Below are 20,193 nucleotides of genomic sequence, written 5' to 3'. Positions count from 1 at the left end.
AAATGACAAAAAATATCAAATCAATCCTAGCTTGGCTAGGCCTTATTATAGTCGCTTTTCTTGTCCTCAATAGCTTAGTTAGTACAGGTATTTTAGGGCTTTATCATGTTCAGATTTTAATGGGAATTGGTATCTCAATCATTATGGCTATGGGAACCAACTTGGTTTTAGGTTTTTCTGGACAATTCTCACTTGGTCAAGCTGGATTCATGGCCATTGGTGCTTATGCGACAGCTATTATGACTCAAGCTAATCCAACGTATGTCGGTTTTTACCTGTCAATGCTTGTGGGTGCAATTGTCGCAGGTATCATTGCGGTAGTAGTGGGTTTTCCGACACTGCGTCTTAAAGGTGACTACCTTGCGATTGCAACACTTGGTGTAGCGGAAATCATCCGTATCGCTATTGTCAATGGTGGTGACTTGACCAACGGCGCAGCTGGTTTGACAGGGATTCTTCCTTATACAAGCTGGCAAGTTGTTTTCATCTTCGTTGTGATTATTGCAGTGCTTTTGATGAACTATCTACGAAGTGCCACAGGTCGTCAAGTTATTTCTGTGCGTGAGGACGAAATTGCTGCGGAGTCAATGGGAGTGAATACAACAAAAGTAAAGGTGATTACCTTTGCCATCGCTGCGATGACAGCGGCTATCGCAGGCTCTCTCTACGTTGGTTATATTGGGACTGTTGCCCCTAAAGATTTTACGATTATGCGCTCTATTGATTATTTGATCATTGCTGTTTTAGGTGGTCTTGGGTCAATGACTGGAACTGTTGTTGCTGCTATTGTGTTGGGAATTCTTAACATGTATTTGCAGAATGTTGCTGATTTGCGTATGATTATCTATTCTTTAGCCTTAATTTTAGTAATGGTGTTCCGTCCGGGAGGACTTTTGGGGACTAAAGAATTGATGTTGTCTAAATTCATTCAAAAAAATAAAGGGGGTAATAACTAATGGCTTTACTTGAAGTGAAACATTTAACCAAACATTTCGGTGGTTTGACAGCTGTTGGTGACGTTACCATGGAGCTGAATGAAGGTGAATTGGTTGGTCTTATTGGTCCTAATGGTGCTGGAAAGACCACTCTCTTCAACCTTTTAACTGGAGTTTATGAACCATCTGAAGGATCTGTGATGCTTGATGGTACCTTGTTAAATGGAAAAAAACCTTATACCATTGCTTCGCTTGGCTTGTCTCGTACCTTCCAAAATATTCGTCTTTTCAAAGATATGACAGTCTTAGATAATGTATTGCTTGGTATGAGTAATACCAAAAAGTCGCATTTTCTGTCTTCCTTATTGCGATTACCAAAGTTCTATGCTAGCGAAGACAGATTGCGTCAAAAAGCTACGGAGTTGTTGGCAATTTTTGGACTTGATGGTTATGCAACTCATTTAGCAAAGAATTTGCCTTATGGACAGCAACGCCGTCTTGAAATCGTGCGTGCCCTAGCTACTCAACCTAAAATTCTTTTCTTAGATGAACCTGCTGCAGGGATGAACCCACAGGAAACAGCGGAATTGACAGCACTTATCCGCCAAGTTAAGGACCAATTTGGGATTACCATTATTTTGATTGAGCATGATATGAGTCTGGTTATGGAAGTGACCGAGCGTATCTATGTTCTTGAGTATGGTCGTCTAATTGCGCACGGTACACCAGATGAGATTAAAAAAGATCAACGCGTTATTGAAGCCTACCTTGGAGGTGATGTCTAATGGCTATGTTACACGTAGAAAACCTGTCGGTCAGCTATGGGGCAATTGAGGCGGTAAAAAATGTTTCTTTTGAGGTTAATGAAGGAGAAGTTGTTTCTTTAATCGGTGCTAATGGTGCCGGTAAAACATCGATTCTTCGAACCATTTCTGGATTAATTCGTCCTAAGGAAGGTAAAATTCTTTTCTTAGGAGATGAGATTCAGAGAGTGCCTGCTCGTAAGATTGTGTCTGATGGCTTATCACAAGTTCCAGAGGGGCGCCATGTTTTCCCAGGATTAACCGTTATGGAAAATCTTGAAATGGGTGCATTTTTGAAAAAGGATAAGGATCAAAATCAAAAAAATCTAAAAAGTATTTTTGAGCGTTTCCCACGTCTTGAAGAACGTAAAAATCAGGATGCAGCTACATTATCAGGTGGTGAGCAACAGATGCTAGCCATGGGTCGCGCCCTTATGAGTCAGCCCAAACTCTTGCTTCTTGATGAGCCATCAATGGGATTAGCACCAATATTTATTCAAGAAATTTTTGATATTGTCAAAGACATTCAAAAACAGGGCACAACGGTGCTCCTGATTGAACAAAATGCGACCAAAGCCCTCTCAATCGCAGACCGTGGTTATGTCTTAGAAACTGGAAAAATCGTCTTATCAGGAACAGGACAAGAACTCCTTGAATCAGATGATGTCAGAAAAGCATATCTGGGTGGCTAAAAAGGTCCAGTGGACCATTTTAGGTTGTGGATAAGGATTGTGCAACAATCTTTCGTGTTTTACCAGTGGACAATGTTAATCGGGAAATAAAAATTGCGCTAGCAATTGTCATTGCAGCCGGTGGACCTTTTTAGGTTGTGGATAAGGATTGTGCAACAATCTTTCGTATTTTACCAGTGGACAATGTTAATCGGGAAATAAAAATTGCGCTAGCAATTGTCATTGCAGCCAGTGGACCATTTTAGGTTGTGGATAAGGATTGTGCAACAATCTTTCGTGTTTTACCAGTGGACAATGTTAATCGGGAAATAAAAATTGCGCTAGCAATTGTCATTGCAGCCGGTGGACCTTTTAAGGTTGTGGATAAGGATTGTGACACAATTCGCCGTATTTTTTGGTGGACAATGTTAATCAAGAAAGGATAATTGCGATAGCCGTTATCCTTGCCTCTGGTTATTCTTTTTAGGTTGTAACTACGGATTGCCTGAGCATCATCCGCTCCTATCCAGCGGATAGTTTTAATCAAGAAATAACAATGTTACTAGTGAATGATATGGCAGCTAGGTAGCCTTTCTAAGTTAGTAGATGATAGGTAGTGACTGTTTTTCTATTGGTTGTATTAATATATTGAACAAGTTGAAGGAGAATTCCTATGCCCGTTAAAGATTTTATGACTTCAAGAGTCGTTTACGTATCACCAGATACGACTGTTGCTCACGCTTCAGACAAAATGAAGGCTCACGATTTGCGCCGACTACCTGTTATTGAAAATGATCGCCTGGTTGGTTTGGTAACAGAAGGAACTATGGCTGATGCAACGCCTTCAAAAGCAACTAGTCTCTCAATTTATGAGATGAATTATTTGCTAAATAAAACAAGAATTCGCGATATTATGATTCGTGATGTCATTACTGTTTCACAAGATGCTAGTCTTGAAGATGCTATCTACATCATGATGAAACACAAGATTGGCGTACTACCTGTTGTGGATAATGATCAACTTTACGGCATTATAACGGATCGTGATATTTTCAAAGCTTTCCTTGAAGTATCTGGTTATGGATCAGAAGGCCTTCGTCTTAATATTCTTCTAAATGATACCATTGGGAGTCTGGAAAAGGTAGTGCGTGTGATTAGTGATGCCAATCTTAATATTCACCGCACTGTCGTGGCTAATCATAAGTCCGGAAAAACATTGGTTGAAATTCAGATTGAAGGACAAACAGATACCCATGCCTTACAAAAAGCATTGGAAAATCAAGGTATCACAGTGATAAGCATTATCAAAACAGAGGCTAAAGCTGGTTTTTGAAAGACAAGAAAACGACAATAATTCCTGTCGTTTTTTTTGATAAATTCTGCTAAAATAGAAGTACTATGACTAATGGATTTTTGATTTCCTTTGAAGGCCCTGATGGGGCTGGAAAGACGACTGTTTTAGAGCAAGTTATCCCTAAATTACAGCAAATATTTGATCAGGATATTGTAGCAACTCGAGAGCCTGGAGGTGTTGACATCGCTGAAAAAATTCGCGATATTATCTTAGATGTCAATCATACGGCGATGGATGCGAAAACAGAGCTCTTGCTTTACATTGCGGCACGTCGCCAACATCTTGTGGAAAAAATACTACCAAAGCTTGAAAACGATGCTTTTGTACTGGTAGACCGCTTTATTGATAGTTCAGTAGCTTATCAAGGCTATGGACGTGGATTAGAGATAACAGATATTACTTGGTTGAACGCTTATGCAACAGACCAGCGTCAACCAGATTTGACGGTATATCTGGACGTTACTTCAGAACTTGGTTTAGAGCGTATTTCTCAAAATGGTGATCGAGAAGTAAATCGCTTGGATTTGGAAAAATTAGAGATGCACCAAAAGGTTCGCGAAGGCTATTTGGCACTACTTGAGGAAAATGCTGAACGCATCGTCTTGGTTGATGCCAGCCAGCCTGTGGATAAGGTTGTAGAGGATACCTTGGCTGCTATTATAAAGAAATATAAGGAAATAAAGCATGTCTAAAAATCCTTTGACGACTGTATTGGAGCAGCAGCAACCGCAATTATTAACAGAGATGCGCCAGATTCTTGCTAACGGAAAACGCAGTCATGCTTATCTATTTACAGGTGGATTTGCGTCTTGGGAGATGGCTATCTGGATGACCCAGTATCAGTTTTGTGAAGATTTTAAGGGTCAGGAGCCGTGTGGACAATGCCGTTCTTGCCGTCTCATTTTAGACGATGATTTTGCCGACTTGGCCATTTTGGAACCCACTAATGGTCTGATTAAGACAGATGAAGTGCGTTCTTTATTGAGTCGTTTTTCCAGTTCTAGTTATGAAGGTAAGGAGCAGGTTGTGCTTATCCGTGGAGCGGATAAGATGCATGTCAATGCTGCTAATAGCCTTCTTAAAGTGATGGAAGAGCCACAAAGTCAAGTTTACTTGATTCTTTTGGTTGAAGATGACAATCAGCTCTTAGCAACCATTAAAAGTCGCTGTCAACAGTTCTATTTTCGGAAAAATAAGCAAGTGATTATGGCTAATTTGGAACAAATGGGCTTGCTCCGCCAGCAAGCAGCTCTGCTTTCAGATGTCGCTTCATCTGTTAGTGAGGCTCGACGTTTAGCGGAGGATGCTAAGGTTTTACAATATTTAAATTTACTAGAGCGATTGGTAAACTTATTAGTAACAGACAAAGGAAAAGCCTACTTAGAAATAAGCCGTTTAGCAAGTCAATTGACAGATAAAGATTCTCAAGCTTTGGCATTTCAATTGCTAGTTTCTCTTTTGGGACAAGATTTGAAGAATCAAAAAGCACTTGACTATCTAGATAAGGTGATTCTTGCTAGAAGGATGTGGCAATCCAACGTCAGTTTTCAAAATGCTTTAGAATACATGATTTTACAGGCATAATGAATGAGGTTCACGAGGAGGTAGCTGTGGTGGCTAAAAAAGATTTATTTGATGCATTTGATGGGTTTTCGCAAAATCTCATGGTTACCTTAGCCGAGATTGAAGCCATTAAAAAGCAAGTGCAGGATTTGGTAGAAGAAAATACGCAACTACGTTTGGAAAATAGCAAGTTGCGAGAGCGTTTGACTCATGTTAGTGAGCAACATTCTGAAAAAAATCACCATCAAACCAAACAACACTTGGATACTATTTATGAGGAAGGGTTTCATATTTGTACCGATTTTTACGGTCAGAGACGTGAAAATGATGAACAGTGCGCCTTTTGTTTAGAGCTGCTTTATAGGGAGTAATCATGCAAATTCAAAAGAGTTTTAAAGAACAAACTTCCTATGGGACCTTATTTTTAGTTCCAACACCGATAGGTAATTTATCCGATATGACATACCGCGCTGTCGAGACCTTGAAGACTGTTGGCGCCATTTGTGCAGAAGACACTCGTAACACTGGTTTACTGCTTAAGCATTTTGACATTGAGACACGGCAAATTAGTTTTCATGAACACAATGCTTTTGAAAAAATCCCAGATTTGATTTCCCTATTGAAAGAAGGAGAGTCCTTAGCGCAAGTATCTGATGCAGGTATGCCATCCATTTCAGATCCAGGGCATGATTTGGTAAAGGCAGCCATTTCAGAAGGTATTTCAGTGGTGGCCTTACCAGGAGCTTCAGCTGGAATTACCGCCTTGATCGCTAGTGGGTTGGCTCCCCAACCCCATATTTTTTATGGTTTTTTACCTCGTAAGGCTGGACAACAAAAAGCCTTTTTTACTGACAAACGAGGCTATCAAGAGACCCAAATTTTTTACGAATCCCCTTATCGTGTGGTGTCAACCTTGGAAAATATGCTCGCTATCTACGGAGATCGGCAGGTAGTTCTCGTGCGAGAGTTGACCAAGCTTTATGAAGAGTATCAACGAGGTGCCATCACTGAATTGTTGGCTAACTTGAGTGAGCATCCTTTGAAGGGAGAGTGCCTGTTAATTGTTGAAGGCGATGATGGCTCTACAATATCTGAAGAACAAGCAACTCTGTCTCCTTTAGAGGATGTTAAAGCACGAATAGCATCAGGTACCAAGCCTAATCAAGCGATTAAAGCCGTTGCTAAAGAGCGTGGTCTCAATCGACAGGAAGTTTACAATGCTTATCATGAGCTTGATTAAGGTATAGCGTAGAGTGTTTGCCCCTATTGATTGACTTGGAGTGGCTATCTAATAAAGAAGTACTCTGGTATACTGGAGGCTGGACGTTAGTATAGAATGCATTATTCTCTTGTAAAAGGGAGAAGTCATCAAAAAGAATTGTGGAGAGGTTATGGGAAAGGAAGAAGTTCTAGTCGTAGGAGCCATCTATGGTTTTATTTTTCTTATTTTAATGATTTCTGAGTTGCTTTCTTTGATTGGAAATTGGAGATTGTTTCAAAAGGCAGGTCAGAAAGGTTGGTATTCTCTGATTCCCTTCTATGGTGGTTTTGTTAAACATAAAATCACATTTGGAGAGTCTGAGAAATGGTATTACTTTATTGGCTGGGCGATAGGCTTTTACTATCTATACACTCGATTTTGTTATGTTAGGGCTTTTGGTGGGTCAAAGGGACTTGCTGTTCTAAGTCTATTTTTCCCAGGCATCACGACGCTAATTCTTGCCTTTGGAAGAGCCTTTCAAGAGGATAACTATCATATCGTTCCCCACATGCTAGAGTAAATGAAAATTTGCCTTATTATATAATCTAAATAAAGAAGAGAGACTGTACCGTTCTTGCAATTGCACAGTCTCTCTTTTTGATTATAGCAGACGCGTCCCATGAACTTGCTTAGTTCCTGTTAGCTTGACTAGTTCTTCAAAATTTTCCTTAGTAACTCCGCCACCGATTAGGATGTCGATTCGACCCGCGGCGTGTTCAATCAAGGCTTTTAAATGTGTGAGGTTGTTAAAGATGTCTGACTTGCCATCAGGATTGCCATGAGTGAGGATGCGTGTAAAACCATAGTCGATTAAGTCATCCATGGCTTGAAACTGATCTTCTTGAGGAATTTGATCAAAAGCCATGTGGAAAACCAAAGGAAGCCCCTGAGTGGCAGGCAAGAGTTGTTCGATGGCTTCCTTATCTAGTTGGTCGTCCTCTGTCAATAAGCCTAAAACGAGAGCATCAGATTCCAACTCAACTGCCTGTAAGATATCTTCTTCCATGGCACGAAGTTCGAGATCATTATAGATAAAGTTGCCACCACGAGGACGAATCATAATAGCTGTGGTAATATTTTTTTCATGGAGGTACCGATTGGCTTCTTTGATAACACCGTATGAAGGTGTTGTTCCACCAACAGCTAAGTTATCACATAGTTCAACCCGAGTAATGTCTGGGCTATTTAGTCTATGTAAGTCGGTTAAATTTTCAGCACAATATTCTTTGGTTATCATAAATATCCTTTCAAGATGAGATGATGCTATTATATCATGATTGTCTGTATTTTCCTTTGAGGATTATGCATAAAAAATGGCACCATTATACAAAAATTCTGACAATATTGTAGGAATTTGTGATATAATGAATTAATTTTCAAATGGAGGTCGTGGTTATGACAATTTATAACTTTTCTGCAGGTCCTGCAGTATTGCCAAAAGAAGTCTTAAAAAAAGCACAAGCTGAGTTTTTAGATTATGCCAATTCGGGCATGAGTGTTATGGAATTGTCCCACCGCTCCAAAGAATTTGATGACATTATCAAAGAAGCTGAACAGCTGTTAAGAGAGTTGATGCAAATTCCAGATAATTATAGGGTGCTGTTTTTACAAGGGGGTGCTTCAACCCAGTTCTCTATGCTGCCATTAAACATGGCTAGAGGTAAAAAGGCTTATTATGTTGTAGCAGGGTCTTGGGGTAAAAAAGCCTATACTGAAGCTGTTAAGCTGTCTAAGACAATTGCTTTTGAACCCATCTGCTTAGCTTCTTCTGAAGAAACAGGTTTTGACCATATTCCAAATGTTGATGCTAGCCTTATTGATCCAGAAGCAGCTTATGTTCATATCACAAGTAACAATACTATCGAGGGAACTAGTATTTATGACTTGCCTGATACTAATGGCGTGCCAGTTGTTGCGGATATGTCATCGAACATTTTGGCTGTTGATTACAAGGTGTCAGATTTTGCGATGATTTATGCTGGTGCTCAGAAGAACATAGGTCCAGCTGGTGTGACCATTGTTATTGTTCGTGATGACTTTTTAAATGATGAGCCTGCTCTTTCTAGCATGTTGGATTATCGTCTCCAAGCAGATAATGCTTCTCTTTATAATACGCCACCAACGTTTAGTATCTATATGGCAAAATTAGTTTTTGAACATGTTAAATCCTTGGGGGGAGTTGCTAAAATGGAAGAACTTAATCGTCAAAAGTCAGGTCTTCTCTATGACTTTATCGATGCTTCTGATTTTTATAAGAGCCCAGTTAAGTTTGCTAAGGACCGTTCACTAGCTAATATTCCTTTTGTGACACCAAGCGAAGACTTGGATAAAGCCTTTAATGAAGCAGCAAATGCGGCAGGATTTAAAAATATCAAAGGTCACCGCAGTGTTGGTGGTATGAGAGCTAGTCTTTATAATGCCTTTCCTCTAGAAGGGGTAGAAGCTTTGATTACGTTTATGAAAGAATTCGAGGAGGAACATCAGTAATGGAGTTGCGTTTAGCACATCCCAATGAAGTAGATACTATTATGGTTATTATCGAAGAGGCGCGAGCTTTTTTGAAAGCATCTGGGAGTGATCAATGGCAAGGGAAGTACCCAGAAGCCAGCGATATTATTGATGATATTCTGCAAGGACAAGCTTGGGTTGGATTGATTGATGGAGAAATTGTAGCTTATGCGGCAGTCATTGTGGGGCAAGATCCTGCTTATGAAAAAATCACAGATGGCAAATGGAAACATGCTAACCACCAATACACTGTTTTCCACAGAATAGCTGTTTCTAAGAAGGCCAGCGGGCAAAAAGTAGCACAGACTTTCTTGCAAGGGTTGATTGAAGGTCATAAGGGGCCGGATTTCCGCTGTGATACTCATCCTCAAAATCTCATCATGCAACACATTTTAGAAAAACTTGGGTATGTTTACTGTGGAAAAGTCATGTTTGAAGGTGAACGACTAGCCTATCAAAAAATGAAGAGTAGGTCTGAAACAGCTGACTATCAAGAAGTCGATGAGGGGCTTCGTTACGATTTCTAACGTTTTAGCAGGTACTCACTAGAAAGAGTGAGGTGTATGAGTTCGCTTAAATGGAGCAAGATAAAAGGAGATTAGTATGGTCTTTAGCGTCAAGACATTTAATAACATTAACAAGATTGGTTTGAAAGAATTGGGCAACGCCTTTCAAATTGATGGTGATCTAGCGGAGAATCCAGATGCCTATATACTACGTAGTCAAAATCTGCATGACAATCATTTTCCGGATAATCTTAAAGCTATTGCGCGTGCAGGGGCAGGAACTAACAATATTCCGATCGATAAGGCGACAGAAGCTGGTATTGTTGTTTTTAATACACCAGGGGCTAACGCCAATGCGGTGAAAGAGGCTGTCTTGACAGCCATTCTGTTATCAGCGCGGGATTACCTATCAGCTAATACTTGGGTCAATCATCTAACAGGTCCAGACGTGCCTAAACAAATAGAAGCTGGTAAGTCTCAGTTTGCTGGAACAGAAATCTCCGGTAAAACGCTTGGCGTGATTGGACTTGGGGCTATTGGAGCTAGAATCGCAAATGATGCGCGTCGTTTAGGGATGAATGTATTGGGATACGATCCTTATGTATCCATTGAAACAGCATGGAATATTTCTAGTCATGTGAAACGTGTTAATGATTTAAAAGAGATTTTTAGTCAGTCTGACTACATCACGGTTCATGTGCCTTTGACTGCAGATACCAAGCATACATTTGACAGTAAAGCATTCGCTCAGATGAAAAAAGATACTGTCATTATCAACTTTGCCCGTGCAGAACTTGTGGATAATGCTTCTCTCTTTGATGCCTTAGAAACAGGGGTCGTTAAGCGGTACGTGACTGATTTTGGGACAGAAGAACTGCTCAATAAAGAAGGGGTAACGGTGTTTCCACATGTGGGTGGTTCAACCCAAGAAGCAGAGCTCAACTGTGCCATCATGGCAAGTCAAACTGTTCGCCGCTTCTTGGAGACAGGTGAAATTACCAATTCCGTTAATTTTCCCAACATGCATCAGGTTCAAGATGCGCCTTACCGCATAACCTTGATTAATAAAAATGTCCCTAATATTGTGGCAAACATTTCCACAGCCGTTTCAGATTTAGACATCAATATCGATAATATCCTCAATCGTTCAAAAGGCGATTATGCCTATACCTTGCTTGATTTGGATGAAGATGACAGAGCGAAAATTGATCAGCTGGTTGCTAAATTTGAAACAAGTGACAACATTGTGCGTGTACGCTTGATTCCGCTGGTAAAATAAGAAAGCTAGTCATTGAAATCATTCTTCATATTTGCTACCATAAATTTATCCGATTGATGAAAGGTGTTTTAATATGGTAAAAAGACTAATGAACCGTTTTGAGTATTTGACGGATAATGCTGGTTCGACTATTATTGTGGATTTGGAAACAGGAGTAGAATACCTTAAAAATGGCAAGGATCCGATTATGCTAGTAGATGCGGATGGCAAACCAAAAATAAATAAAGACTGGTATGACAGTCACTAAATCAAGGCTGCTCATCTGAGCGGCTTTTTTGCTCAACGGAGATAGTATGGCAATTCGAAAAATAACTTTAAGTGATCAAATGGCTTTTCTGGATTTTGAAGATGAGCTATTAGAAGATAAGCGCCGTAATCCATTTGTGGAATGGTGGCCGGTTGAGGATTTCGAAGATTTTGTAACGGAAAGTGATATATCGGAAATCAAGCAGTCTAATCAAAATACTCCAACCTATACCCGATATTTTGCTTTTGTAGAAGGCGCCATTGCAGGTTTTGTGATTTGCTTTTGGGAAATGGCACATCCCGATTGTTTAAAACTGGGGCATATTGGTTATATAGTTGCACCTTCTTTTAGACATCAGGGAGTTGCCCAAAGCTTAATAGCGTTTGCTTTACAACAGTATCGCTCTCTAGGAATTGATAGTGTGCTTGTTGTAGCGCACGAAAAGAATGCTCCCTCTCGTCAATTGATTGAAAAATTAGGTGGTCGATTGCTGGCTTTAGAGATGGTCAACCACTTAGGCAGGCATCTTGAGACAGCAAAGTATGAGTTAAGAGGAATCGCCTCAAAAGAGTGATGAATGAAACCCATAAAACGAAAGGAAGACTATGTCATTTGAATCTGAGTTTTTTAAGAAAAAAAGCGTTCGATTTGAGCAACTAGAGAAGTTTGGTTTTGTCAAGGAGCCTGGCGCTTATGTCTATCGAGAACAGTTCTTGGATGACCAGTTTCAGGCGGTTATTAGGATAACACCTGATGGTTCTATTTTGGGTCAGGTGTTAGATGTGGATTTGAAAGAAGAGTACGATGCCTTTCGTGCGAGCACAGCTCAAGGAAGTTTCATTGGGCAAGTTCGTGAATCTTATGGTCAGATTTTGACACGAATAGCTGAAGCCTGTTTTGAGACTAACGTCTTTCAATATGAACAAACCAATCGCTTAGCCCATTATTTAACAAACACTTTTGGAGATCATATGGATAACCCTTTTGTTAAATTTCCAGGCTTTAGCGTCTTTAGACATCCTGATAATTCAAAATGGTATGGGCTGATAGGATCAGTTACGAGGGGAAAATTACAAGTTGGTAGAGAAAAGTGGTCTCAGAAGGCTCTGCATGAAGAGGTAGAATTTATCAATGTCAAGGTTGACCCAAAACAGTTACCAGATTTATTGAAGATGTCAGGCATTTATCCCTCTTATCATATGTCCAAGAAAAGTTGGCTCACCATTGTTTTAGACGGTAGCCTATCAGACGAGACCTTATTTAGCCTAGTTGAAAATAGTCGTGCGCTTGTAGCCCCTACGACCCCATCAAATCCAAATGGGCCTGATTATTGGGTGATTCCAGCTAATCCCAAATACTATAATATCGATGCTGAATTTGCAAAAAGTCCTGAAATCCTCTGGACACAAAAAGCCAGCATCAAGACTGGCGATTGGGTATTGATTTACATGACAAGTCCGATTAAGGCTATTCGATATGCTTGTCAGGTTTTAGAGACCAATATTGACCAAAAAGAGAATAGGGATAAGCCACAAAACAAGCAGTTGATGAAACTATCTTTAAAAGAGACTTTTTTGGATGACCAACTACCTTTGGAATTGATGGTCGAAAAAGGAGTTAGAGCGGTTAGAGGCCCTAGGCGTTTAAGCAAGGAGCTAGTTGATTATCTTGAGAAGACGTTTCCTCAATTAACAAAATCTTAACTTAGAGCGGTACTGCCTCAAAAAGTTGAGTCAATAATGGCTCTTAAGAGGGAGTGTTATCTGATACGATTTCATGTTACTTTGATTGGTTTGCTATCGCAAATTAGTCATCCGTGATGTTTTATTCACGATTATCAAGAGCTTTATTTTGGGGTTCAGATGTGATTGCTACTTAGCTAAATTCAGAAATAGCAATTTTGTGATGTTATGACAAAAAAACTCGCTCCTTCCCAACTAAACTCGGTTGTACACAGAGATTGAGATACCGTTATTTTTGAAATGTGATGAGTACGAGGTTGTGGCTGTTGATAGTATTTTTGTCAGTCAATAACGTGATAAAAGCACCCTAAAGGTTAGATTCGTGGTCTGACCTTTAGGGTGCTTTTAGGATTTAGGGATTATTGTTGAGGAACGATAACAGTAATGGCTTTTGGAAGCATCTGAATAAGGACAGGTAGTTTTCCAGCGACATCCCCATCGATACGAACATTGGGATTATTTTTATCTTTTTTTCGCACATTGATTAACCGCAATTCAGAAGCTTGGAAGGCGTCCCAATGCCTGAATCGACTAAATTTACCAATACGGAAAAAGAAGTAAAAAAAGAATCGGATGAAGTGGGTTCGTCTTAAGGTGTAAACGGTAAAGAGTCCATCGTCCACTGTGTCTTTCTGATTAAAACCAGGGAGTCCTGCAACCGTGTTACTCATAGTGATTAAGAGTAATTTTGTTTTGATATATTGTGTTTTTTGATCCGATATGGCTTGTACGCGGTAGGAGCGTCGTCGTAGAAAAATTTTCCAACCAGCCTTAATAAAGGCTAGGGCACCGTAACGACGCTTCTTTTCAGGTGTGACACCGAGAGCCATATCAGCCATTAGACCTAACGTTAAGCTAGAAATCATGTATTGATTATTAACCCTTGCGATGTCAATCGCTAATTCTCGTCCAGAAAAGAGATTTTCTAAGGCTTTTTTAGGATTTAAGGGAACGCCAAGCGATTTAGCGAAATTATTGACGGTGCCAGTTGGGATTAGTCCTAAACGAGAGTAACTGCCACCTTCATAAATACCCGCACAAACTAGTTTGATGGTACCATCTCCTCCTAGTGGAATGATGACATCAGTTTTATCTTGACAGGTCTCTTTAGCCATTTCTCTTGTTTCGTCGGCTGATTTTGGGTAAAAATAGGCAATGTTTTGTTCAGGGATCTGTTTGTCGATTAAGAAGTTTTTTATGGTTTCAATCAATTGGTCTTTGTCACTTTTTCCAGATTTTTGATTGATGATGAGTGCAAATCTTGTCATATGTTTCCTTGTTATCAAAATTTAAGCTTTATTATAGCATTTTTTGGGAGAATTATCTCAAAGAAATTTGCTATAATAGAAAACATTATGAGAGTAGTAGCAGGTGAATTTGGTGGACGTCCTTTGAAGACGTTGTCCGGTAAAACGACACGCCCAACAACTGATAAGGTTAAAGGGGCTATGTTTAATATGATTGGCCCTTTTTTTGATGGTGGTAGGGTTCTAGATTTGTATGCTGGTAGTGGTAGTCTGGCGATTGAAGCTATTTCGCGTGGTATGGACCATGCTGTTTTGGTTGAAAAAGACCGTTCAGCTCAAGCCATTATTCAAGAGAATATCAAGATGACTAAATCTGAACATCAATTCCAACTCTTGAAGATGGATGATAGCAAGGCTATCCGTCAGCTTTCGGGAACCTTCAATCTTGTTCTTTTAGACCCTCCTTATGCTAAGGAACAAATTGCATCAGTCGTAACAGACTTGGAAGACAAAAGATTACTGGCTGAGGAGGTTATGCTTGTTTGTGAGACCGATAAAGCGGTAGACTTGCCTGAGGAAATATCAGCTTTTGGCATTTGGAAACAAAAAATTTATGGAATTAGTAAGGTAACGGTTTATGTCAGATAAGAAAATTGGCTTATTTACAGGGTCTTTTGATCCAGTAACCCTGGGGCATGTGGATTTGATTGCGCGTGCTAGTCAACTATTTGATCAACTGTATGTTGGCATTTTTTACAATAAGGAAAAAGAAGGCCAGTTCAGTATTGATCAACGATGCCATATGCTTGAAGAAGCAGTAGCCAACCTTGATAATGTTAAGGTTCTTACGGCTAATAATAGTCTAGCTGTTGACATTGCAGCCAAGCTTGAAGTGACTCATCTCGTACGAGGGCTGCGTAATGGTAATGATTTGACTTATGAAGCTAATTTAGAGTTTTTCAATAAGCATTTGAACGATAAGATTGATACCGTTTATCTCATGTCAGCTAATCAATGGCAGGAAGTGAGTTCTAGCCGTATTAGAGAATTGATTTATTTCAAAGCAGATATCTCGGATTTTGTTCCTGAATCTGTAGTTAGAGAGGTGGATAAAAAACATGAACAAACACGAATTTAGAATCATCGAGGAGAGTCCTCAAAAAAAATCTCCTCTGAAATGGTGGCTCTTGGGAATTGGGACAGCTATTTTGTTAGCAGTTGCTTTTTTGCTTCCATTGCCTTATTATATTGAAATGCCTGGCGGAGCCTATGATATTCGTGATGTTCTAGAAGTTGATAAAAAAGAAGACAAGGCAAAAGGGTCTTATAATTTTGTGGCTATTTCCCAAATGCAAGCAACACCAGCAGCTCTTCTTTACGCTTGGGCGACCCCTTTTACAGATGTGTCAACTGCCAAGGAGAGCTTGGGTAACTATACTGAGGATGAGTATATCCGTCTCAACCGATTCTACATGCAAACATCTCAGAATGAAGCCATTTATCAAGCTTTTAAATTAGCTGGAAAATCAGTGAATTTAAAATACCTTGGTGTCTATGTGCTTGACGTTGCCAAAGATTCAACATTCAAAGGGATTTTAGATCTTGCAGATACTTTGACAGGTGTCAATGGCAAAACGTTTGAAAGTTCTAAGGAGCTCATCAACTATGTTGCCAAGCAAAAGATTGGTGATAAGGTGACGGTGCAATACCTATCAGATAATAAGAAGAAAGAAGCTTCAGGAAAAATCATTAAGCTAGGAAATGGTAAAAATGGTATTGGTATTGGACTTGTAGACCATACTGAAGTTGAGACCAAAACACCAGTTCGTTTTTCAACAGGAAACGTTGGCGGACCAAGCGCTGGCCTTATGTTTACCTTGGACATCTTAGATCAAATCAATAAAGAGGATTTGAGAAAAGGTCGCATGATCGCAGGTACTGGTACCATCGAAAAAGACGGTTCTGTCGGTGATATTGGTGGGACTGATAAGAAAGTTGTCTCAGCAGCCAAGGATAAGGCAGATATTTTCTTTGTGCCCAACAACCCTATCTCTAGAGCTTACTTGAAAGAACATCCTAATGCTAAAAACAACTATCAGGAAGCTAAAGCAGCAGCCAAGCGCATTAAAACAAAGATGAAAATTATCCCAGTCAAAAATGTGCAAGATGCCATTGACTATTTAGAAAAAACCTCATAATCAATGACAAAGCAATTTCGATTAAACCGAAATTGCTTTTTTATTTGGAAAAATGATTGACAAAAATTTAGAAAGCGGTTACACTTAATATGTGAGAACGGTACCACATAAGGAAGGGATGATTTTTTGGTAACGATAAAAGAGGTTGCAGAGGAAGCAGGGGTTTCAAAATCAACCGTTTCCCGCTATATTTCCCAAAAGGGGTATGTTGGGCAAGAGGCTCAAGATAAGATAAAGCAAGCTATCAAAAAATTGCATTATGTTCCAAATGTTTTGGCTCAGTCACTAAAGTCGCAGCGCAATCAATTAGTAGGGCTTTTACTCCCGGATATTTCCAACCCATTTTTCCCTCGCTTGGCTAGAGGAGCAGAAGAATTTTTAAAAGAAAAAGGCTACAGGGTCATGCTAGGGAGTATTGGTAAGGAGGATGCAGTAGAAGAGGATTATTTAAATGTTCTGCTACAAATTAAGGCGGCTGGGATTATAACGACCCACGATTTTTCAAAAACACATCCTAATCTAGATATTCCGATAGTTGTTGTCGACCGTGTTGATCAGGAAACAAAGTACGGTGTTTTTTCAGATAACCAGGCTGGTGGACGATTGGCTGCGGAACAAATTGTGCAATCAGGTACTGACAAAGTGTTACTTGTTCGAGGCCCATCAGATAATGCGCAAAATATTAATCAGAGGTTTGAAGCGAGTCTTAGGTATTTACAAAACAATCATGTAGCCGTATCAATCTCTGATAGTCACTCTTTTGACTTTGATACGATTCAAAAAGAGGCCGCGATTATGCTAGATGAAAATCCTGATTGTGATAGCATTATTGCTCCATCTGATGTGCACGCTATAGCTTATATTCATGAGGTCTTAGCTCGTGAAAAAAAAATACCTGAAGATATCCAGATTATTGGTTATGATGATATTGTGGTGAGTCAATTTATTTACCCAAAGTTATCAACAATCCACCAATCCTCATACAGACTTGGCCAAGAAGCTGCAGAGTTAGTATATAAGATGGCCAATCATTTACCTATTGAAGAAAAAAGGGTGCAATTACCAGTTAGATATATTGAAAGAGAAACGTTAAGGAGGTCACATGAGTAAAATAGTTATTATAGGCAGCATTTCAATGGATTTAGTCATGGAAACAGACCGTATAGCTGAGGCTGGTGAGACGGTCTTTGGAAGACATTTTTCCATGGTACCTGGAGGAAAAGGTGCCAATCAAGCGGTGGCTGTTGGACGATTGAGTTCTGAAAATGATCATGTTGAGATGCTGGGAGCTGTTGGTCAAGACTCGTTTGGGTCTAGTCTTTTAAACAATTTAAGCCAAAATCGAGTGATTTCGGACAATGTGGGAACGGTACCACATTCAACAGGAGTTGCTCAAATAACACTTTTTGACAATGACAATAGAATTATCTATTGTCCGGGAGCTAACGGAACAGTAGATACAAGTCGTTTCGATAAAGAATGGGAAATTATCGCGAGTGCTGACCTGGTCATTCTACAAAATGAAATTAGTCATTCAAGCAATCTAGCCATTGCCCAATTTTGTCATCAAAAAGGGGTTAAGGTCCTCTATAATCCGGCGCCATCACGGGCTACCGATAACGAAATGCTGGAGTTTGTAGATATTTTTACTCCTAACGAACATGAAGTAAAAGAACTATTTCCTGATAGCGACTTAGAAGAAATCATTCAAGCTTATCCAAACAAACTTTTGGTAACGCTGGGCACAGAAGGATCTATCTTTTTCGATGGAAAAGATATTCAAAAAGTACCTGCCATAAAAGCAAATGTTGTTGACACAACTGGAGCAGGAGATACTTTTAATGGTGCTTTTGGATTTGCAATTTCAAAAGGTATGTCATTTAAGGAAGCAGTGTCTTTTGGAACGCTAGCGTCTCATTTATCTGTTCAAGGATTCGGAGCACAAGGCGGCATGCCGCATTTGCAAGAAATGAAAGAGAGTGGCTATTATGAAGAAACATGGTCTATTAAATAGTAATTTAGCGAAAGTAGCAGCTGATTTAGGACATACGGATCGTGTCTGTATTGGTGATTTGGGGCTGCCAGTTCCTCCAAAAGTGATTAAAATTGATCTTGCGCTTAGACATGGTTTACCAACGTTTCAAGACGTTCTTGATAACTATTTGGACAATATTTTAGTGGAAAAAGTTATCTTAGCAGAAGAAATTAAAACTGAAAACCCTAAACAATTAGAAGCGATACTGGAAAAATTAGACTCTAGTGTTGAGATTCAATATATCAGCCATGAAGAATTGAAGGAGCTTAACAAAGGTGTCAAAGCAGTTATCCGAACAGGTGAGGATACACCTTACTCAAATATTATTTTACAATCTGGTGTGACCCTATAGCGAGGTGAATACATGAAAATTGAAATGAGAGACATTTCAAAGTCTTTTGGGAATAATAAGGTTCTTGAAAAGATTGATTTGGAGTTACAATCTGGACAAGTTCATGCACTAATGGGAGAAAATGGTGCTGGAAAATCAACCTTAATGAATATATTAACTGGCTTGTTTCCAGCAACTAAGGGAAAAATTTTGATCGACGGTCAGGAGATGACCTTTACGAATCCGCAAGAAGCAGAAAATTTTGGTATCAGCTTTATTCATCAGGAAATGAATACCTGGGCAGACATGACTGTTTTAGAAAATTTATTTTTAGGTCGTGAAATTAAAAATCGCTTTGGCTTGCTTGATCAAAAAGCCATGAAAGAAAAAGCTAATCAAGCATTTGAGCGCTTGGGAGTGTCTATTCCTTTAACTGTCGAGATTGGTAAGTTATCCGTTGGACAGCAACAAATGATTGAAATTGCCAAGTGTTTGTTATCAGAAGTTTCAATCCTGATTATGGATGAACCGACAGCAGCACTAACTGATAGAGAAACAGAAAGTCTCTTTTCAATCATTAATAGTCTGAAAAGCCAAGGAGTTGGTATTGTTTACATCTCTCACCGAATGGAAGAAATTTTTAGAATAACAGATCTTATCACGGTTATGCGTGATGGATTGGTAGTGGATACGACACAAACCAGCGAGACAACTTCAGATGAGTTGGTGAAAAAAATGGTTGGTCGAGAATTAGAAGATTATTATCCTGATAAAGTAGCAAAGATTGGAGATGTTGCTTTCGAGGTCAGTCATTTAACAGGAAATACTTTCGAGGACGTGTCTTTCCAGGTTAGAAAAGGTGAAATTCTTGGCTTTTCTGGACTGATGGGAGCTGGTCGGACTGAGGTTATGCGAGCTATTTTTGGTATTGATCCTCTAAAATCCGGTCAGATTAAAATAGATGGTCAGGAAGTTACAATTGCCAATCCGGTACAAGCTATTGAAAAAGGAATTGGTTTTTTGACAGAAAATCGTAAGGATGAAGGCTTAATTCTGGATTTTTCGATTAAAGATAATATGACTTTGCCAAGTACGCGAGATTTTAGTAAACACGGTTTCTTTGATGAAAAAGTAAGTACAGATTTTGTTAATCAATTAATTGAGCGACTTCGTGTCAAATCGGGTACTCCCAAATTACCTGTGGGAAATTTATCTGGTGGTAATCAACAAAAAGTTGTTCTTGCCAAATGGATTGGCATTGCTCCTAAGATATTGATTTTAGATGAGCCGACGCGAGGAGTTGATGTCGGTGCTAAGAGAGAAATTTATCAGTTAATGAATGAATTAGCTGAAAGAGGAGTACCTATTATCATGGTATCGTCTGATCTCCCTGAAATTTTGGGAGTGAGTGACCGAATTATTGTTATGCATGAAGGACGTATCAGTGGGGAACTTAGTCAATTAGAAGCGGATCAAGAAAAAGTCATGCAACTTGCGACAGGAGGACAATAGT

General features: G+C 39.5%; 25 protein-coding genes. 23 read left to right on the top strand and 2 right to left on the bottom strand.

Going from position 1 to position 20,193, the window contains the following annotated elements; all coding sequences use genetic code 11:
* Positions 1–2: 2 nt before the first annotated feature.
* From ABP870_RS01050 to ABP870_RS01005, 10 genes are all read left to right on the top strand, one after another.
* The gene (locus ABP870_RS01050; RefSeq protein WP_350013653.1) at positions 3–956 is read left to right on the top strand and encodes a branched-chain amino acid ABC transporter permease; all 954 of its coding nucleotides are present in this window, start codon (positions 3–5) and stop codon (positions 954–956) included.
* Complete coding sequence (locus ABP870_RS01045; RefSeq protein ID WP_350013652.1) at positions 956–1,720, top strand: ABC transporter ATP-binding protein; 765 nt, start codon at positions 956–958, stop codon at positions 1,718–1,720. Before ABP870_RS01050 ends, ABP870_RS01045 begins: the two co-directional genes overlap by 1 nt.
* Positions 1,720–2,430, top strand: a complete 711-nt coding sequence (locus tag ABP870_RS01040) for an ABC transporter ATP-binding protein (protein ID WP_350013651.1) — start codon at positions 1,720–1,722, stop codon at positions 2,428–2,430. The genes ABP870_RS01045 and ABP870_RS01040 overlap by 1 nt, the downstream gene beginning before the upstream one ends.
* Before the next feature lie 248 nt (positions 2,431–2,678).
* Positions 2,679–2,855 carry a hypothetical protein gene (locus tag ABP870_RS01035; protein WP_350013650.1) on the top strand — a complete coding sequence of 59 codons (177 nt, stop codon included), beginning with the start codon at positions 2,679–2,681 and terminating at the stop codon, positions 2,853–2,855.
* Between the two features lie 227 nt (positions 2,856–3,082).
* Positions 3,083–3,742 carry a CBS and ACT domain-containing protein gene (locus ABP870_RS01030; RefSeq protein WP_350013649.1) on the top strand — a complete coding sequence of 220 codons (660 nt, stop codon included), beginning with the start codon at positions 3,083–3,085 and terminating at the stop codon, positions 3,740–3,742.
* Positions 3,743–3,807: 65 nt separating this feature from the next.
* Positions 3,808–4,455 carry a dTMP kinase gene (tmk, locus tag ABP870_RS01025; protein WP_350013648.1) on the top strand — a complete coding sequence of 216 codons (648 nt, stop codon included), beginning with the start codon at positions 3,808–3,810 and terminating at the stop codon, positions 4,453–4,455.
* Positions 4,448–5,347, top strand: coding sequence for a DNA polymerase III subunit delta' (locus tag ABP870_RS01020; RefSeq protein WP_350013647.1), 900 nt, complete (start codon positions 4,448–4,450; stop codon positions 5,345–5,347). The genes tmk and ABP870_RS01020 overlap by 8 nt, the downstream gene beginning before the upstream one ends.
* Positions 5,348–5,376: 29 nt before the next feature.
* On the top strand, positions 5,377–5,697 hold the full coding sequence (yabA, locus tag ABP870_RS01015) for a DNA replication initiation control protein YabA (protein WP_350013646.1): 321 nt from the start codon (positions 5,377–5,379) through the stop codon (positions 5,695–5,697).
* A 2-nt stretch (positions 5,698–5,699) separates the two neighbouring features.
* Positions 5,700–6,566, top strand: coding sequence for a 16S rRNA (cytidine(1402)-2'-O)-methyltransferase (rsmI, locus tag ABP870_RS01010; RefSeq protein ID WP_350013645.1), 867 nt, complete (start codon positions 5,700–5,702; stop codon positions 6,564–6,566).
* Between the two features lie 151 nt (positions 6,567–6,717).
* A complete protein-coding gene (locus ABP870_RS01005; RefSeq protein ID WP_350013644.1) occupies positions 6,718–7,107 on the top strand; it encodes a DUF5684 domain-containing protein in 390 nt (129 codons plus the stop codon).
* 81 nt (positions 7,108–7,188) lie between these two features.
* Here ABP870_RS01005 and ABP870_RS01000 read toward each other — a convergent pair whose 3' ends face one another.
* Positions 7,189–7,824 carry a copper homeostasis protein CutC gene (locus ABP870_RS01000; RefSeq protein ID WP_350013643.1) on the bottom strand — a complete coding sequence of 212 codons (636 nt, stop codon included), beginning with the start codon at positions 7,822–7,824 and terminating at the stop codon, positions 7,189–7,191.
* Between the two features lie 158 nt (positions 7,825–7,982).
* On the opposite strand from ABP870_RS01000, the gene serC reads away from it, so the two are divergent.
* The 6 genes from serC (at position 7,983) to ABP870_RS00970 (ending at position 12,830) form a co-directional block, all read left to right on the top strand.
* On the top strand, positions 7,983–9,074 hold the full coding sequence (gene serC, locus ABP870_RS00995) for a 3-phosphoserine/phosphohydroxythreonine transaminase (RefSeq protein WP_350013642.1): 1,092 nt from the start codon (positions 7,983–7,985) through the stop codon (positions 9,072–9,074).
* The gene (locus ABP870_RS00990) at positions 9,074–9,622 is read left to right on the top strand and encodes a GNAT family N-acetyltransferase (protein WP_350013641.1); all 549 of its coding nucleotides are present in this window, start codon (positions 9,074–9,076) and stop codon (positions 9,620–9,622) included. Before serC ends, ABP870_RS00990 begins: the two co-directional genes overlap by 1 nt.
* 76 nt (positions 9,623–9,698) lie before the next feature.
* Entirely contained in the window at positions 9,699–10,880 is a 1,182-nt protein-coding gene (locus tag ABP870_RS00985; protein ID WP_350013640.1) for a 3-phosphoglycerate dehydrogenase family protein, read from the top strand.
* A gap of 73 nt (positions 10,881–10,953) precedes the next feature.
* Positions 10,954–11,127, top strand: coding sequence for a DUF6440 family protein (locus ABP870_RS00980; protein WP_350013639.1), 174 nt, complete (start codon positions 10,954–10,956; stop codon positions 11,125–11,127).
* 46 nt (positions 11,128–11,173) lie between these two features.
* Positions 11,174–11,701 carry a GNAT family N-acetyltransferase gene (locus ABP870_RS00975; protein ID WP_350013638.1) on the top strand — a complete coding sequence of 176 codons (528 nt, stop codon included), beginning with the start codon at positions 11,174–11,176 and terminating at the stop codon, positions 11,699–11,701.
* A gap of 31 nt (positions 11,702–11,732) precedes the next feature.
* Positions 11,733–12,830, top strand: coding sequence for an MmcQ/YjbR family DNA-binding protein (locus ABP870_RS00970; protein ID WP_350013637.1), 1,098 nt, complete (start codon positions 11,733–11,735; stop codon positions 12,828–12,830).
* Positions 12,831–13,228: 398 nt separating this feature from the next.
* On the opposite strand, the gene ABP870_RS00965 is transcribed toward ABP870_RS00970, so the two are convergent.
* Positions 13,229–14,137, bottom strand: coding sequence for a diacylglycerol/lipid kinase family protein (locus ABP870_RS00965; RefSeq protein WP_350013636.1), 909 nt, complete (start codon positions 14,135–14,137; stop codon positions 13,229–13,231).
* An 87-nt stretch (positions 14,138–14,224) separates the two neighbouring features.
* On the opposite strand from ABP870_RS00965, the gene rsmD reads away from it, so the two are divergent.
* The 7 genes from rsmD (at position 14,225) to ABP870_RS00930 (ending at position 20,192) form a co-directional block, all read left to right on the top strand.
* Complete coding sequence (gene rsmD, locus ABP870_RS00960) at positions 14,225–14,764, top strand: 16S rRNA (guanine(966)-N(2))-methyltransferase RsmD (protein ID WP_350013635.1); 540 nt, start codon at positions 14,225–14,227, stop codon at positions 14,762–14,764.
* Complete coding sequence (coaD, locus tag ABP870_RS00955; protein WP_350013634.1) at positions 14,754–15,254, top strand: pantetheine-phosphate adenylyltransferase; 501 nt, start codon at positions 14,754–14,756, stop codon at positions 15,252–15,254. Before rsmD ends, coaD begins: the two co-directional genes overlap by 11 nt.
* Positions 15,235–16,314 carry a SepM family pheromone-processing serine protease gene (locus ABP870_RS00950; protein WP_350013633.1) on the top strand — a complete coding sequence of 360 codons (1,080 nt, stop codon included), beginning with the start codon at positions 15,235–15,237 and terminating at the stop codon, positions 16,312–16,314. Before coaD ends, ABP870_RS00950 begins: the two co-directional genes overlap by 20 nt.
* Before the next feature lie 126 nt (positions 16,315–16,440).
* Positions 16,441–17,424 (top strand): LacI family DNA-binding transcriptional regulator, encoded by a 984-nt coding sequence (locus ABP870_RS00945; protein WP_350013632.1) that lies wholly within the window; start codon positions 16,441–16,443, stop codon positions 17,422–17,424.
* A complete protein-coding gene (gene rbsK, locus ABP870_RS00940) occupies positions 17,417–18,328 on the top strand; it encodes a ribokinase (RefSeq protein WP_350013631.1) in 912 nt (303 codons plus the stop codon). Before ABP870_RS00945 ends, rbsK begins: the two co-directional genes overlap by 8 nt.
* Positions 18,303–18,701, top strand: a complete 399-nt coding sequence (rbsD, locus tag ABP870_RS00935; RefSeq protein WP_350013630.1) for a D-ribose pyranase — start codon at positions 18,303–18,305, stop codon at positions 18,699–18,701. The genes rbsK and rbsD overlap by 26 nt, the downstream gene beginning before the upstream one ends.
* 12 nt (positions 18,702–18,713) lie before the next feature.
* Positions 18,714–20,192, top strand: a complete 1,479-nt coding sequence (locus ABP870_RS00930; protein WP_350013629.1) for a sugar ABC transporter ATP-binding protein — start codon at positions 18,714–18,716, stop codon at positions 20,190–20,192.
* Position 20,193: the final 1 nt, after the last annotated feature.

Origin of the sequence: Streptococcus jiangjianxini (assembly GCF_040225085.1) — a bacterium.
Taxonomy (GTDB): domain Bacteria; phylum Bacillota; class Bacilli; order Lactobacillales; family Streptococcaceae; genus Streptococcus; species Streptococcus jiangjianxini.
This window is presented reverse-complemented; position numbering and strand designations above follow the sequence as displayed.